We start from the raw sequence: 14,911 nt of genomic DNA, 5'->3' as shown, positions 1-14,911 counted from the left end.
AATCAGGCGATCACGCGAAGAGAGAAATCGGTCGCCTGGATATCCTTGGTCAGGCTGCCGATGGAGATCCTGTCCACACCAGTCTCGGCAATGGCGCGCACGGTTTGCATGTTGATGCCGCCCGACGCCTCCAGCAGCGCACGCCCTGCATTGACGGTCACGGCCTCGCGCATCATCTCCAGCGAGAAGTTGTCCAGCAGGATGGACTCGGCGCCGGCCCCCAAGGCTTCGTTGAGCTCGGCAATGCTCTCCACCTCGACCTGGATGCTCACGCCCGCGTTGAGCTTGAGGGCAGCCGCCACGGCGGCCGTGATGCCCCCGGCTGCGGCGATGTGGTTTTCCTTGATCAGGATCCCGTCATAGAGCGCCAGGCGCTGATTGGCGCCGCCGCCGACACGCACTGCGTACTTCTGCGCCAGACGCAAGCCCGGCAGGGTCTTGCGAGTGTCCAAAATAGCCGCGCGCGTGCCCTGCACCACTTCCACGTAGCGGCGCGTGGCCGTAGCCACGCCCGAGAGCAGTTGCAGGAAATTCAGCGCACCGCGCTCGGCAGTCAGCAAGGCGCGGGCCGGGCCCTCGATGATGCAGACCTCGCCGTCGGCGACCATCAGGTCGCCTTCGGCATAACTCCAGCTGACTTGCAGCCTTGGGTCGAGTCGGGTCATGACCGCTTCGAACCAGGGCGCGCCGCACAGCACGGCGGCTTCGCGCACGATCACGCGGGCCTTCACGAATTCATTCTCGGGCACCAGCAGGCCGGTGTAGTCGCAGTCGCCCACGTCTTCGGCGATGGCCTGGTTGACGTTGGCGTCGAAAGCCGCATGCAAGGCGGCATCAAAGGGACCGAAAGGATTGCGCAAGTTGCTGGCCGCAATCGTCGAGGCGGTCTTGAGGGCGTGGAGCGTCATGCGGGGCCGATTCCTGCAAACAGTTGCTGTTCGTCTTCAAGGCGCGCCGAGGGGCGTACCTTGGCCTTGCGCTGGGCGGCGAAGTCCAGCATGCGGTCGATGCAGACCACAGCCTGCTTTCCAACGGCCGGGTCAACGTGGATCTCGTTGGCGCCGGTCTCCAGCACGTGCAGCAGGTTCTGCAAGCCATTCATGGCCATCCACGGGCAATGCGCGCAGCTCTTGCAGGTAGCACTGTTGCCGGCCGTCGGCGCATCGATGAAACGCTTCTCGGGCGCAGCCATGCGCATCTTGTGCAGGATGCCGTTGTCGGTGGCGACGATGAAGGCCGGGGCATCGGAGGCCTGCACGGCCGCAATCAGCTGCGAGGTCGAGCCGATCACGTCCGCCTGCGCCACTACCGCTTCGGGCGATTCCGGGTGCACCAATACCAGGGCATCCGGATGCTCGGCGCGCATCAACTCCAGTTCAACGCCCTTGAATTCGTCATGCACCAGGCAGGAACCCTGCCACAGCAGCATGTCGGCACCGGTCTGCTTCTGGATGTAGCTGCCCAGGTGCTTGTCCGGCGCCCACAGGATCTTCTTGCCCTGCGCATGCAGGTGCTGGACGATTTCCAGGCCGATACCCGAGGTCACCATCCAGTCGGCGCGCGCCTTTACGGCCGCACTGGTGTTGGCGTAGACCACTACGGTGCGGTCCGGATGCTGGTCGCAGAAGGCGGCGAATTCATCGGCCGGGCAACCCAGGTCCAGCGAGCAGGTCGCCTCCAGGTCGGGCATGAGGATGCGCTTTTCCGGGCTCAGGATCTTGGCGGTCTCGCCCATGAAACGCACGCCAGCCACGACCAGAGTCTGTGCGGCATGGTCACGGCCGAAACGCGCCATTTCCAGTGAATCCGAGACACAGCCGCCGGTTTCCTCGGCCAGGTCTTGCAGGTCGCCATCGACGTAGTAATGCGCCACCAGCACCGCCTGCTTTTCCTTGAGCAGTTCACGAATGCGCGCTTTCAATCGCGCGCGTTCCTCGGGGCTGGGCGTGGCCGGTACCTTGGCCCACGCATTGGCGGTACAACTGCCGCCGGTCTCCATTTGCGGTCGCTCGAACTCGACGACCTTGGTTGCTGTTGCTTGCATGGCGGTCAACAATGCTGTGCTGATGCGGTTGGCGGGATTATTCGATGCCCTGGCTGGCCAGGTAATCTTCGTAGCTGCCCTGGAAGTCGATCACCTGGCCATCCTTCACTTCGAGGATGCGGGTCGCCAGCGAGGACACGAATTCACGGTCGTGCGAGACGAAAATCAGCGTGCCGGCGTACTTTTCCAGTGCGATGTTGAGCGACTCGATGGATTCCATGTCCATGTGGTTGGTCGGTTCATCCATCAGCAGCACGTTGTGGCGGCCCAGCATCAGCTTGCCGTACATCATGCGGCCCTTCTCGCCACCGGAGAGCACCTTCACCGATTTCTTCACATCGTCGCCCGAGAACAGCAGACGGCCCAGGATGCCGCGCACGGCCTGGTCATCGTCGCCTTCCTGGGTCCACTTGCCCATCCAGTCGGTCAGGGTCTCGCCACCGGCGAATTCTTCGGTCGGATCCTGTGGCATGTAGCCGACATTGGCGTTTTCAGCCCACTTCACCAGGCCCGAATCCGGATGCAGACCGGCCACGTCACCGCCGATGCTGCGCAGCAGAGTGGTCTTGCCGGCACCGTTGGCACCGATGATGGCGATCTTTTCGCCAGCTTCGACCATGATGCTGAAGTTCTTGAAGATGTCGCGGTCGTAGGTCTTGGTGATGCCCTGGGTTTCCACGGCCAGGCGGTGCAGCTTCTTCTCGCCTTCGAAGCGCACGTAGGGGTTCACGCGCGAGGAAGGCTTGATGTCCTCGACCTTGATCTTGTCGATCTGCTTGGCGCGCGAAGTCGCCTGGCGGGCCTTGGACTTGTTGGCCGAGAAGCGGCGCACGAAGTCCTGCAGTTCGGCGACCTTTTCCTTGGCCTTGGCATTGGCGGCCAGTTGCTGGGCGCGCGCTTGCGAAGACGCCAGCATGTAGTCGTCGTAGTTGCCCGGATAGATCTTCAGGGTGCCATAGTCCATGTCGGCCATGTGGGTGCAGACCTGGTTCAGGAAGTGACGATCGTGGGAAATGATGATCATGGTGGAATTGCGCTCGTTGAGCACTTCTTCCAGCCAGCGGATGGTGTTGATGTCCAGGTTGTTGGTCGGTTCGTCCAGCAGCAGGATGTCCGGATTGGAGAACAGCGCCTGCGCCAGCAGCACGCGCAGCTTCCAGCCGGGCGCCACGTTGCTCATCGGGCCATTGTGCTGCTCGATGGGCACACCCACGCCCAGCAGCAGTTCGCCGGCACGTGCTTCGGCGGTGTAGCCGTCGTATTCGGCGAACTTGGCTTCCAGATCGGCGGCCTTCATGTAGTCGTCGTCGGTGGCATCCGGATTGGCGTAGATCGCATCGCGCTCGGACATGGCGGCCCACATCTCGACGTGGCCCATCATGACCACATCCAGCACGCGCATTTCTTCATAGGCGAACTGGTCCTGGCGCAGCTTGCCCAGGCGCTCGTTCACGTCCAGGCTGACATTGCCGGCCGAGGGTTCCAGGTCGCCACCCAGAATCTTCATGAAGGTGGATTTGCCGCAGCCATTGGCGCCGATCAGGCCGTAACGATTGCCATCGCCGAACTTGACGGAAATGTTCTCGAACAACGGCTTGGCGCCGAACTGCATGGTGATGTTTGCGGTGGATAGCACTGCGAAAACCTTTTCAAAAATGTAACTTGCGTGCGCCCATCGAGACCCGGACCGTGGCACGCGAAACGGCGGATTTTACCACTGCGAGCCCGCTGCGGCTTGCCTTGCCGCCGCAGCCGGGGCTTAAAAATTGCCAAAAAACCAGCTTTGCGCTGCTCCAGGCGCAACGGCGGCTTACAATTGCGCGGGATTTTTCGCCCATCGTTGGCGCTCTGAACCCCTTTGTCACTCTGGAAACCGCAGCATGAAGCGAGCACTCATTCCCGCAGCCGCCCTCCTGGCCTGGTCCGGCCTGGCCGTCAGTCCCGCATGGGCGGCCGACACCGGCTACAACGTCTGGACCAACGAATACACCGTCTCCCGGCAGCAACTGCAAAGCGCCATTGCGCCGCAGTTTCCGCGCAAGCTGCGCTACATGGACATCTTCGACGTGACCTTCAGCAATCCGCGCCTGGGCATGCTGCCGGCCGAAAACCGCATGAATACCGTGGTTGACGCCCAGATCGCCAATCCGCTGCTGCTGCAGCGCCCGGTCAATGCGGTCCTGACCCTGAGCAGCGCCTTCAAGTACGACCCCGCCACGCGCTCGCTGCGGCTGGATGCCCCGAAAGTGGACAAGGTAGACAGCACCGACCTGCCGCCGCAATATGCCCAGCAACTGACCGCCCTGGGCAATGCCGCCGCCGACCAGTTCCTGCGCGACTATGCGCTCTATACCTTCAAGCCCGAACAGTTGCAGATGAACGGCAAGACCTTCGAACCGGGCAAGATTACCGTCGAAAAGGACGCGGTAAAGGTCGATATCCAGGAAAAGTGAATCGACCTTCACCCGATCCAGGGGCAGCCCGCCCGGCCGCCTGCCGCCTCAGCGGCAAGCCAGGGTCGGATAATCGGATAAGGTCAGGGTGAAGCCTTCTGCGCCGTGGGCGTCGAGCACCGCATGCGCGCCCAGCGGCAACGTGACCAGATCGCGCACATGGCCGAACGGCAAGCCGGTGACGATGGGCGTGGCGATGCGCCGGCGCAGGAAGGCCAGCATTTCCGTGAAATCGTAGCCGTTGTCGATCTCTGCCAGACGATAAGCGGAGAAATCGCCCAGCAGGATCGCCTTCTGCCGCCCCAGGATGCCGGCCTGCTCCAACTGCAGGATCATGCGTTCCACGCGGAAGGGATGTTCATTCACATCCTCAAGGAAGAGAATGCCGCCGTCGATCGGCGGAAACTGCGGATGGCCCACCATATGCGCCATCATCGCCAGATTGCCGCCCCACAGCTTGCCCTCCGCCTGCACCACCGGGCTGGCCGGATCGGTGCGGCGATCACCGTTGGGCGCGCGATCAGCGCCGGCCTGGCCATCATAGTTGCGCACCACCGCCATGGGCGAGGTCAGCGTGCGCCACAAGGTCGCCAGCGCCGCCCAGTTGGGCGATTCCGCACCAAAGTCGCCGGCAAGCATCGGCCCCTGGAACCCGGCGTAGCCGGATTGCGCCAGCAGGCAGCACTGCAAGGCCGTGAAATCGCTGTAGCCCACCAGCAGCTTGCCGCTGGCGGCCAGGGCGGCAATATCCAGGGACGGCAGGATACGGCTCATGCCGTAGGAACCGCGCAAGCCCAGGATGACGTCGATCTCAGGATCCGCAGCCGCTTCCATCAATTGCGCCGCACGCCGTTCATCGGTGGCGCCAAAACGCTGGTAGCGCTGCGCATGATCATAAAAATTGCGCACCCGGCAACCCAGCGATTCCAGCAAGGCCACGCCGCGCTCCACGCCCGCAGGATCGATGCCGGCATGCCCGCACGGGGCGACGATGGCCACGCCGGTTCCCGGCGGGATCAATCCGTCCAGCAGTTCACGGCCGGCAGTTGCAGTAGTTGCAGCACTCATGCGCTTTCACCTGATGGTTGTACATCGCCTTGCGCGAGGGCTTCCCGCAGACGCTGCTGCTTCAGCTGTTCGCGCCGCATGGCGAAGAATTCTTTCAATAACTGGCCACATTCCGCGGCCATCACGCCACCCAGCAGTTCGGTATGATGGTTCAGCTTCTCCTGTTCGAACAGGTTCAGCACCGAGCCACAGGCCCCGGTCTTGGGATCGGCGGCACCATAGACCACGCGGGCCAGCCGTGCATGCATCATGGCGCCGGAACACATCACGCAGGGCTCCAGCGTCACGTAAAGTTCACAGCCGGGCAGACGATAGTTGCCCAGCTTCTCGGCCGCGCGGCGCAGCGCCATGATCTCGGCATGCGCGGTCGGATCGTGCTTGCCGATGGGCTGGTTGAAGCCGGTGGCGATGATCTCCCCGTCCTTGACCACCACCGCGCCCACGGGCACTTCGCCCAGCGCCCAGGCGTTGTTGGCCTGATCCAGTGCGGCCTGCATGTGGCGCAGGTCGGCCTCGGTGATGGCCGCTGGCAAGGGGCTGCTGGCGCCGTCCATCAGTCTGCCGTGATCTCGGCCCAGCAATTGGGCGTTTCGTGCAGCACCAGCTTTTGCAGGTGCAGACCCGTGCCGTAGCGGTCCTTGTAGGCCGCCTTGAGGATGGCGAAGGCTTCGCGGGCCAGGTTTTCCACCGTCGGGATGCTGCCGATGATGACCGTCTTGTGGCCCGGCAGGCTGGCCAGGAAGTCACGCACGGGCGCGTCCTTTTCATAGACCAGGAAAGCATGGTCCCAGACGTCGACCAGATGCTCCTTGGCCAGTGCCTTGATGTCGGAGAAGTCCATGATCATGCCATTGTCGGAGTTGCCCTCGATGTCGATGACCGCGCCGGTCAGGGTGATTTCCAGCGTGTAGCGGTGGCCGTGCAGGTTGCGGCACTGGCTCTTGTGGTCGGGAATGCGGTGGCCGGCGTCGAATTCGAGTTTGCGGGTAATGGTGAGCATGAATGTTTCTTCGAGGATGCCCGCCGCACACGCCGTGCAGCGGGCCGGGTAAAGCCATTGTAATCACGCGGCGCATCGCCGCATGAAGAAAAAAGCAAAAATCGGTCAGGGAATATTGAGCAGCTTGTGGGTCTGGATACTCAGTTTCCACTTGGGATTGTTCTTGACCATCTCGATGGCCAGGCGGGTATTGGCGGCCGCCTGCGGCCCATCCATCGGTTGCAGCAGGAAGTGCCGGAAGTCCAGCCGTTCGTATTCGTCCAGTGGCTGGCCCGGCTGCGGCACCACCACCTTCAACTCGCTGCCGCGCCTGACCTTGAGCTCGGCCCCCATCTTGGGGCTGACGCAGATCCAGTCGATGCCCTCGGGCACCTCGATGGTGCCATTGGTCTCGATGGCGATTTCAAAGCCGACTGCATGCATGGCCTCGATCAAGGCCGTATCCAGCTGCAGCAAGGGCTCGCCGCCGGTGAAGACCACATATTTGCTGGCCGTATGCGTGGAAGGCCAGAAGCTGTTGATCTTGTCCGCCAGTTCGGTCGCCGCCTTGAACTTGCCGCCATTCTCGCCATCGGTGCCGACAAAATCGGTGTCGCAGAACTGGCAGATGGCGCGGGCGCGGTCTTCCTCGCGGCCGGTCCAGAGGTTGCAGCCGGAAAAGCGGCAAAACACCGCCGGACGGCCGGCGTGCGCACCCTCGCCTTGCAAGGTATAGAAGATTTCTTTGATGCTGTAAGTCACGATAGGGAAGGCAGGCGCAGGGCCGCACAGGGATGGATACACACGGCGCGGGCTGCAGGGGGCGCTGCCGCCTTGCATCAGCTTCTTCACTAAGTCACTGATATTGCAGCCCATTTTGCCAGCGTCAGGGGCGATATTATAGCCGCTCCCGAGGCCTGAATCACCTCATTGATCCTCATCAAGCATCTGTCCCGGCGTCGGCAGGTCCAGCTTCAGGCCCAGGCGGTCAATCAGGCGACGGGCATCAAAAGGTGCCTTGACCTTCATATCGTTATCAAAATAACAGTAGATATCGCGGCTGGCACGCTGGCGCGGGGCGGTTTCCGAGATACGCGGCCCCTCTTCCGGCTGGCCGCCGCTGGCCCAGGCGCGGATGCGTTCGGCCCAGGCATCGATGGCCTCATCGCTGTAGCCGCTCTGGTAGAGGCGCTTGTCGCCATGCAGGCGCAGGTACATGAAATCGGCTGTCACGTCTTCCTGATAAGGCCATTTCCTGGGTGCATCCGCGATCACCAGCGCCACCTTGTACTTGCGCAGCAGCTTGATGAAGGATTCGTCCACGAAGCTCTCATGGCGGATCTCCATGGCATGCCGCAGCTTGCGCTTGCGGTCGATCTGCAGCGCCACCCGGCCCTCCATGCGCGCCTCATGGCCTTGTGCCAGCCGCTGTGCCGCTTCAGTATCGTGCGGCAGCAAGCTCAGGAAATGCTCCAGCGGCTCCGGGTCATAGCGGAAGCTGGGCGGGAACTGCCACAGGAAGGGCCCGAGCTTTTCCTTCAGGTTCAAGACACCCGAGGCGAACACGTTGGCCAGGGCACCGTCGATATCCTGCAGACGGCGCGTGTGGGTGATGAAGCGATTGCCCTTGTGGCTGAAGAGGAAGCCGGGGGGCGTTTCTTCATACCAGCGCTGATAGCTTTCCGGCCGCTGCAGGGCGTAGAAGGAACCGTTGAGTTCGATGCTCGGCAGCACCCGCGAGGCGTAGTGAAGCTCATCGTCCTGGCGCAGCCCCTTGGGGTAGAAACTGCCGCGCCAGGGCGCATAACGCCAGCCGGAAATGCCAATCCATATCTTGCCCATGCCTGCCTCCTTGTTCACATGACTCCATTCCAATGTGACCAGGGACCATTCGCTTGGTGCCCGCCAGCGCGACAGCAGCGGCCCGGCTGCTGTTACACTGCTGGCCTCGATATTGACCGATTGCTACCTCGCTGCGCCATCATGACCGCCACGCCCGCCATCACCCAATTCCGTCTCGCCTCCCCCACGCCCGAATTCGATCATCCGCGCGAAGACCGCCGGCTGGAAGGCAACCCGCTGCGCACCACGTGGAATCACTTCACCAGCGCCAGCGGCGAGATGAACGCTGGCATCTGGGCCTGCGAAAAAGGCAGCTGGCGCATCGCCTTCGCGCCCAACAAGGATGAATATTTCTGCGTCCTCGAAGGCCGCTGCCGCGTCATCGATGAGCAAGGCCGCGCGGCTGAAGCCGGGCCGGGCGATGCCATGGTGATTCCGGCTGGCTTCAAAGGGATCTTTGAAGTGGTGGAGCCGGTGCGCAAGCATTACGTGATCGTCGAACGCGCTGCGAGCTGAGCCGCGCCAGTCCCGACATGCCCACGCCTGCCGCCGCCGCCGAGCAGATCCTGTCCGCTGCCCTGCAGCACTACAATGCGGGCCGTTTCGCACAGGCCGAAGAGGCCTGCCACGCCTTGCTGGCCCTGGTGCCACAGCATCCGGCTGCGCATCAGTTGCTGGCGATGCTGGCGCTGAACGGCCAGGCGCTGGCGCAGGCGCGACAACATATCTTGCTGAGCCTGGCACCGCGTCCGCAGCACGTGCCCTCGTTGCTGATCGCCGGCAGGATTGCGCTGGCCGAATCCGATCCTGCTGCGGCCGTGCCTTACTTCGAAGCCGCTGCCCGGTATCAGCCCGATCTGAGCCAGGCGCACTTTCACCTGGGCACGAGCCTGTCGGCCCTGGGATGTCCCGCAGAGGCGGTTGCGGCCTTGCGCCGGGCCGTGGCGCTGACCCCGCAGGCCATGGAGGCCGTGCTCAATCTGGGGAGCGCCCTGCGCGAGCTGGGCGATCTGAGGGCCGCGCGAGACGCCTTTGCCCAAGCTGCCCGCCTGCGTCCGGAGGTGGCCGAGACCTGGTTCAACCTGGGATTGGTGCTGCAGGACCTGAAGGATGGCCCGGCCGCCGTGGATGCTTTTGCCCGCGCGCTGTCCTTGCGTTCCGACTATGCCGACGCGGCCCTCAACCTGGGCGTGGCCTTGCAGGAAGTGCACCGCATGGAAGAGGCACTGCACGCCTTCCGTACGGCGCTGCGGCTGCAGCCACAATGGTTCGGCCGCATCGCCCATGCACTGACGGCGGGCAGCAGCGGGCGTCTTTGGCTGCATGTGGGGGATCTGGAAGCGGCGTTGCGTGGATGGGGCGTGTCCGATTTTTTGTGTAAACGGGATTTCGTTTAATTCATAGAGATACGTTCACCGAACTGGATAGTAAACCGAGTCAGTGCAGCTTTCCAATCTCGGATGGGCAGCGTCCACTTTTTACTGATGTTGCGCAGGGCCAGGAAGAAGAGTTTAATCAGCGCCTCATCGCTGGGGAACGAGCCCCGGTTCTTAGTCAGCTTGCGCAAACTCATGTTGACCGACTCGATGGCATTGGTCGTATAGATGACCTTTCGAATCTCTGGTGGGAAGTCGAAGAACGGAATCAGACGGGGCCAGTTGCGCCGCCAGGATTGGCCGATAGGCAGATACTCTGCATCCCATTTCTCTTCGAATTCACCGAGTCGGAGTTCGGCTTCTTCGGCGGTTGCCGACTGGTAAATCAATCGTAGGTCAGCCGCCACCTCCGGACGTCGTTTCCATGAGACGTAATTCAAGCTGTGCCGGACCATGTGGACGATACACAGCTGCACCGTGGTCTTCGGGAACACAGCTTCGATGGCATCCGGGAAGCCCTTCAAGCCGTCAACGCAAGCGATGAAGATATCTTGCACGCCGCGATTACGCAGCTCAGTGACAACCTGCAGCCAGAACTTGGCGCCTTCCGTTTGCGCTAGCCACAGTCCCAACACCTCCTTCTCACCGTCCATGGTGATGCCGATGGCTAGGTAGACGGCTTTTACTCGCACCGTTCCTTCACGCACTTTGACATGGATACAGTCGAGATAAACGATGGGATAAATTGGATTCAATGGCCTAGCTTGCCAGGCTTTGACTTCATCGACAACGGCGTCAGTGACCGATGAAATCAGGCTGGGTGACACCTCGGTTCCATACATCTCTTCCAGGTGCGCCTGAATCTCTCTTACTGTCATGCCACGGGCATACAGCGAAATAATCTTGTCGTCGAAGCCGGCCCAGCGCGTCTGATGCTTGGTTACCAGCTTCGGTTCGAAGCTGCCATGACGGTCTCGAGGAACTTCAATTGGCAACTCGCCGAATTCGCCCTTTAGCGTCTTGCGACTCTTGCCGTTTCGGGTGTTGCCCGACTCATTGGCTACGCTCCCGTGCTTCTCATGGCCCAGGTGCTCGCTCAGCTCGGCTTCCAGGGCTCGTTCCACCACCAGCTTGGTGAGATGCTTCAACAGGCCTTCTTCACCTATTAAATCTTCGGGATTCTTGTAATTGGCTAGCAATCCAGCCAGTAATTCTTCGGGTACGTCGTGTTTCTTTTTACTCATTGTGGCTCCGGACAAGGCGACAGTTTCCTGCCAATAGTCCGTTTACACAAAATTATGTACAGGCCCGGCCACGATTCAACGGCCCTGCTCGCCCTCCTCGCTGATTAAAAACATTCACCAGCTACCTTTGTGTGAACGCGCGATAATCCACGATCTCAGTCAACATCCCCGACGGTCCCCCAAAGCCGCACCGCAGCCAACTGCCCCGGAGACGCCATGCCAGTACCCCAAGCCTTCACCCGCACCGTCCACCACCCCGGCCCGCCCGACCCCGAGCGCATTGTCACCCTGGCAGGCCCGGCCACGCAGCTCGATTTCACCCTCGAAGCCGGCCTGAACCTGCGCGACGCCATCTGCCTCCCTCTGGCCCGCGCCGGTCTCGACGGCGGCACGGTACGCTTCGCCGACCTGCCCGTTGCCGCCCTGCACTTCCTCATGCCCGCACTGGCCGTGGATGACCAGCACGCCGCCTTCTATAGCGCCCCGCAGGCGATGGAAGAAGGCACCCTCCTCGAATACGCCTGCGCCACCGTGGGCCGCAAGGACGGCGAACCCTTCGTGCACTGTCACGCCATCTGGCGCGGACGCGACGGGCAGCGCCAGGGCGGACACCTGATGATGGAAAAAACCATGGTCGGTGCAAGCTCCCCCGCCCAGGCCTGGGGCCTGCACGGCGCCACCATGGCCACCCGCTACGATCCGGAAACCAATTTCACCCTTTTCTACCCGACCCGCCTCTCGGACCAGATCGCCACCACCTCCGACGGCAAGCGCATCGTATTGGCGCGCATCCGCCCGGATCAGGACCTGACCATTGCCGTAGAACAAGCCTGTACGGCCAATGGCATCCGCAACGCCATCGTGCGCGGCAGCGTGGGCAGCATCATCGGGGCGGAATTTGAAGATGGACGCGTGCTGGAAGACCGCGCCACCGAGATCCTGATCCGTTCAGGTGAAGTCCGGGACGGGACAGGAAGACTGGACATCGGCCTCATCAATCCGCAAGGCCAGGTGTGTGAAGGCGTGCTGTCACGCGGCAGCAATCCCGTGTTGATCTGCTTTGAACTGGTGCTGCAAGAACAATGAAAGCCGGCACCCCTTCCGGGGTGCCGGCTCTCTGTCCGGTCAAGAAAGACTTAAACGCCCACCAGCTTCTTGAAGGTCGGCAACACCGCTTCCCCTTTGAAGGGTTTCACGATCCAGCCCTTGATGCCGGCAGCCTTGCCACGTTCTTTCATGATGGGCGAGTTCTCGGTGGTCAGCATGATGATGTTCACGCTGGCATTGCCCAGTTCGCTGCGGATCTTCTCGGCCATGGTCAGGCCATCCATGTTGGGCATGTTCACGTCGGACACCACCAGCTTGATGGCGGGGTCGCCCTTGAGTTTGTTGAGGCCGTCGCGACCGTCCACGGCCAGGGCCACGTCCAGGCCGTTCTTCTTGAGGAAGTCGCCGACCTCGGCGCGCACGGTGCTCGAATCGTCCACTACCAGGATTTGTGCCATCTTGAATTCTCTCTTTGCTTAAGGGGGGAAGTTTGTATCAATGCCGGTCTGCGCCGGCTTTCAGAACAGTTCCAGATCGCCGGACTCGAACAGGTCCTCCACCGAGGTCTGGTTCTCGGTGAAATCTTCCGGCGACCACGACAGATTGAAGATGAAGCGCTGCAGCAGCACCAGCGCTTCGCCCTCATCACGGCGCAGCAGGTACTTGAAGCACAGTTGCGGGTCCTCCGAACCGAAGGAAATGTAGCGATGCTGGTGATTGATGATGATCGGCACCTGGCTCAACTGCTGAATCGGCTGGCTCTGGTTGATGAAGCGGTTCTTGAACCAGCCCCAGATCAGGTTGGTCAGCTCACCCAGGGCATTGTTGAGATGGCGGAAGTCGCTCGACTCGTCCGGTGCCAGCGCCTGCAGCGTCTTCTGTTCGGCCTGCAGCATCATGTAGCCGCGGCACCAGCTGCTCTCCAGCGGAATCAAGGTAAACACTTCGCCGAAAATGATACGGTCGCGTACCAGATAGGGCTGATCGATCTCCACCTGCATGCCGGGGAACTGACGTTCCAGCACCATGCGGCTGATCTCGGCAATGCCACGCACCAGCGCATTGGGATAGCGCTGGCTGAAAATGGAGGCCGCCACGGCCGGGGCCAGGGCATCGATGTTCTCGATGCGGTAGACGGCACTGAAGAGTTCGCTGTCGCGCTCGGACAGATCGGCATCGGCGCTCTCGCGGCGGCGGCGCAGGAAGATCGGCAATTCCGGGCGCACTTCGCGAATGCGGCGCGCCAGACCGGCGCTGCCGACGCCCAGGTCGGCCAGGCTTTCCGAGAGCATGATGCCGCCCAGGTCCACATTGCTGCGCAGGACCGCCATGACGTGTTCCTCATGGGCCTTCAGGCCCACCAGGTGGTGACGTTCGCAAAAGGATTTGATGGTGTCGTAGCAGTCGGCATCGCGGTCCAGCACCAGTATCTTGCTGGTGAGGGTGTTGTCGAGGCTGGCAGTGGCTTGCATGATGATGTGATTCCCCCGGATCGTTGATGGTCAGAACAGTTCCAGCTCGCCGGTGGTGTCGGCCTCTTCGCCGGGCGCCACCGCAAAGTCGAGGTGGTCATAGGCAGAGACGCTCAGCGAGACATGAAAACGCGGCGAGCCCGGCATATCGATGGCGAAATGCCGCACGTGCGCGCAGTTGAGTTTTTGCAGATAGAGCACGCAGCGGGTGTCGATCACATTGGGTGTGGACATGCCCAGGTGCGGAAAGAAACGCCCCAGCTCACGGTTGAAGATGCCGCAGCAGAGGTTGCCGCATTCGGCGATGGCGTCGAGCAAGACCTGCTCGCCCATCTCGCCGGGTGCAGCGCGCGTGAGCCGCGCAAAATGCCCACGCGTCGCGGCGTCCGGCGTGAAGTGGAACATCACCATCAAACGAAACAGATAAGACGAAATCGTCAGTACCACCATCTTCTGCTCGCCGATGGCGGCGATGTCTTCCAACACCGTGATCTCGGCGCTGCTGTCGGCAGGCACCAGGCTGCTGCGCAGGGCCTGCTGCAGCAGCGTGTCGAAACCATCGCGGGCACTGGCGCTGATGCGCTCATCGGGGATGCTCTCGGCCACGGCCTGCAGCTCGTCCATGTCGTTGGCGCTCATGCCGCTTCGGCCAGGGCTTCCCTGGTCTTCTTGTTGATCAGGTCCAGGCCGATGACGGCGCCCATGATCATCTTGCCGCCGGCCTGCAAGTCCTGGAAGGTGGTCGTGGTGATCAGGTCGTTCTGGTACAGGTTGGCGCGATAGCTCTTGGAGAGCTTGTCGGCACGCTGCGCCAGGTCGCGCACTTCCTGCGCCACCACGGCGAAGCCGCGTCCGTGCACGCCAGCGCGCGCGGCCTCGATGGAGGCATTGAGGGCCACGATGATGACCTGGTTCACGATCAGGGCAAACTCGTCGTTCTTGCGGTGCATCTCGCGGTTGTGGGCGATGAGTTCGTTCATGTCGTCGTGCCAGCGCTCGAAGGTGCGCACCAGGCCCAGCAACTTGCTGATGGTGTCCTGCGACTGGTCGCAGTTCTCTCGCACGCGCGAAACGTGATCGGATTGCTGGCTGGCCAGGCGCGCCATCATGGCCTCACTCTCGCGGCGCATCTCGGCCATATGCTGCTGGGCCGAGAGGCGGTCCTGCTCCAGCTGCTGCTGGTGAGCAGCCCACTCTTGCTGTTGCTGGGCCAGGGCCGCCTGGGCCTGGTCACGCACCTGTTCGAGCTGGCCGGCATCGATCAACTGGCGTGCGCGGCGTTTCTGGCGCAGCCACAGCGCGGCCATCGGCAGGCCGGCCAGGGCGGCGCCCAGCGCCACCAGGAGAAGGGATTGAAACATGGATCTGCTTTCCTGCTGTCTTGAA

At 62.2% G+C, this 14,911-nt stretch carries 18 protein-coding genes; 5 read left to right on the top strand and 13 right to left on the bottom strand.

The features are described from left to right. Positions 1-2 precede the first annotated feature (2 nt). From nadC to ACVC5H_RS12680, 3 genes are read right to left on the bottom strand one after another with little or no spacing between them, the layout of a single operon-like run. Positions 3-908 (bottom strand): carboxylating nicotinate-nucleotide diphosphorylase, encoded by a 906-nt coding sequence (nadC, locus tag ACVC5H_RS12690; protein WP_489622633.1) that lies wholly within the window; start codon positions 906-908, stop codon positions 3-5. Continuing rightward, positions 905-2,044: a quinolinate synthase NadA gene (gene nadA / locus ACVC5H_RS12685; protein WP_489622632.1), complete on the bottom strand. Its 1,140-nt coding sequence runs from the start codon at positions 2,042-2,044 to the stop codon at positions 905-907. The genes nadC and nadA overlap by 4 nt, the downstream gene beginning before the upstream one ends. A 37-nt stretch (positions 2,045-2,081) precedes the next feature. Further along, entirely contained in the window at positions 2,082-3,680 is a 1,599-nt protein-coding gene (locus tag ACVC5H_RS12680) for an ABC-F family ATPase (RefSeq protein ID WP_489622631.1), read from the bottom strand. A gap of 26 nt (positions 3,681-3,706) precedes the next feature. Between ACVC5H_RS12680 and ACVC5H_RS12675 the strand changes: the two genes are divergently transcribed. Next, positions 3,707-3,928 (top strand): hypothetical protein, encoded by a 222-nt coding sequence (locus ACVC5H_RS12675; protein WP_489622630.1) that lies wholly within the window; start codon positions 3,707-3,709, stop codon positions 3,926-3,928. Beyond that, complete coding sequence (locus tag ACVC5H_RS12670; protein ID WP_489622629.1) at positions 3,925-4,497, top strand: DUF1439 domain-containing protein; 573 nt, start codon at positions 3,925-3,927, stop codon at positions 4,495-4,497. Before ACVC5H_RS12675 ends, ACVC5H_RS12670 begins: the two co-directional genes overlap by 4 nt. 48 nt (positions 4,498-4,545) lie before the next feature. Here ACVC5H_RS12670 and ldcA read toward each other — a convergent pair whose 3' ends face one another. From ldcA to ACVC5H_RS12645, 5 genes are all read right to left on the bottom strand, one after another. Then, on the bottom strand, positions 4,546-5,565 hold the full coding sequence (ldcA, locus tag ACVC5H_RS12665) for a muramoyltetrapeptide carboxypeptidase (RefSeq protein ID WP_489622628.1): 1,020 nt from the start codon (positions 5,563-5,565) through the stop codon (positions 4,546-4,548). Continuing rightward, complete coding sequence (tadA, locus tag ACVC5H_RS12660; RefSeq protein ID WP_489622627.1) at positions 5,562-6,119, bottom strand: tRNA adenosine(34) deaminase TadA; 558 nt, start codon at positions 6,117-6,119, stop codon at positions 5,562-5,564. The genes ldcA and tadA overlap by 4 nt, the downstream gene beginning before the upstream one ends. Then, complete coding sequence (gene queD, locus ACVC5H_RS12655; RefSeq protein ID WP_034332336.1) at positions 6,119-6,565, bottom strand: 6-carboxytetrahydropterin synthase QueD; 447 nt, start codon at positions 6,563-6,565, stop codon at positions 6,119-6,121. The genes tadA and queD overlap by 1 nt, the downstream gene beginning before the upstream one ends. A gap of 105 nt (positions 6,566-6,670) precedes the next feature. Then, the gene (gene queE / locus ACVC5H_RS12650) at positions 6,671-7,306 is read right to left on the bottom strand and encodes a 7-carboxy-7-deazaguanine synthase (RefSeq protein ID WP_489622626.1); all 636 of its coding nucleotides are present in this window, start codon (positions 7,304-7,306) and stop codon (positions 6,671-6,673) included. A gap of 165 nt (positions 7,307-7,471) precedes the next feature. Beyond that, complete coding sequence (locus tag ACVC5H_RS12645; RefSeq protein ID WP_489622625.1) at positions 7,472-8,386, bottom strand: DUF72 domain-containing protein; 915 nt, start codon at positions 8,384-8,386, stop codon at positions 7,472-7,474. Positions 8,387-8,527: 141 nt separating this feature from the next. On the opposite strand from ACVC5H_RS12645, the gene ACVC5H_RS12640 reads away from it, so the two are divergent. Continuing rightward, a complete protein-coding gene (locus ACVC5H_RS12640) occupies positions 8,528-8,902 on the top strand; it encodes a cupin domain-containing protein (RefSeq protein WP_489622624.1) in 375 nt (124 codons plus the stop codon). 17 nt (positions 8,903-8,919) lie between these two features. Then, positions 8,920-9,783, top strand: coding sequence for a tetratricopeptide repeat protein (locus tag ACVC5H_RS12635; RefSeq protein ID WP_489622623.1), 864 nt, complete (start codon positions 8,920-8,922; stop codon positions 9,781-9,783). Here ACVC5H_RS12635 and ACVC5H_RS12630 read toward each other — a convergent pair. Beyond that, complete coding sequence (locus ACVC5H_RS12630) at positions 9,780-11,006, bottom strand: IS256 family transposase (protein ID WP_209585377.1); 1,227 nt, start codon at positions 11,004-11,006, stop codon at positions 9,780-9,782. The genes ACVC5H_RS12635 and ACVC5H_RS12630 overlap by 4 nt on opposite strands. 216 nt (positions 11,007-11,222) lie before the next feature. Between ACVC5H_RS12630 and ACVC5H_RS12625 the strand changes: the two genes are divergently transcribed. Next, positions 11,223-12,092: a PCC domain-containing protein gene (locus ACVC5H_RS12625; RefSeq protein WP_489622622.1), complete on the top strand. Its 870-nt coding sequence runs from the start codon at positions 11,223-11,225 to the stop codon at positions 12,090-12,092. Positions 12,093-12,142: 50 nt separating this feature from the next. Here the strand turns inward: ACVC5H_RS12625 and ACVC5H_RS12620 are convergent, their stop codons facing one another. Genes ACVC5H_RS12620 through ACVC5H_RS12605 form a run of 4 tightly spaced genes read right to left on the bottom strand, consistent with a single transcriptional unit; the run spans position 12,143 to position 14,886 of the window. Then, positions 12,143-12,511 carry a response regulator gene (locus ACVC5H_RS12620; protein WP_489622621.1) on the bottom strand — a complete coding sequence of 123 codons (369 nt, stop codon included), beginning with the start codon at positions 12,509-12,511 and terminating at the stop codon, positions 12,143-12,145. A gap of 60 nt (positions 12,512-12,571) precedes the next feature. Continuing rightward, the gene (locus tag ACVC5H_RS12615; RefSeq protein WP_489622620.1) at positions 12,572-13,525 is read right to left on the bottom strand and encodes a chemotaxis protein CheX; all 954 of its coding nucleotides are present in this window, start codon (positions 13,523-13,525) and stop codon (positions 12,572-12,574) included. A 30-nt stretch (positions 13,526-13,555) separates the two neighbouring features. Continuing rightward, positions 13,556-14,164: a hypothetical protein gene (locus ACVC5H_RS12610; protein WP_489622619.1), complete on the bottom strand. Its 609-nt coding sequence runs from the start codon at positions 14,162-14,164 to the stop codon at positions 13,556-13,558. Beyond that, on the bottom strand, positions 14,161-14,886 hold the full coding sequence (locus ACVC5H_RS12605; protein WP_489622618.1) for a methyl-accepting chemotaxis protein: 726 nt from the start codon (positions 14,884-14,886) through the stop codon (positions 14,161-14,163). Before ACVC5H_RS12605 ends, ACVC5H_RS12610 begins: the two co-directional genes overlap by 4 nt. Between the last annotated feature and the right edge of the window lie 25 nt (positions 14,887-14,911).

The organism is Herbaspirillum sp. Her3 (assembly GCF_057961275.1).
Note: the sequence above shows the minus strand (reverse complement) of the source record. Positions and strands in the feature narration are given on the sequence as shown.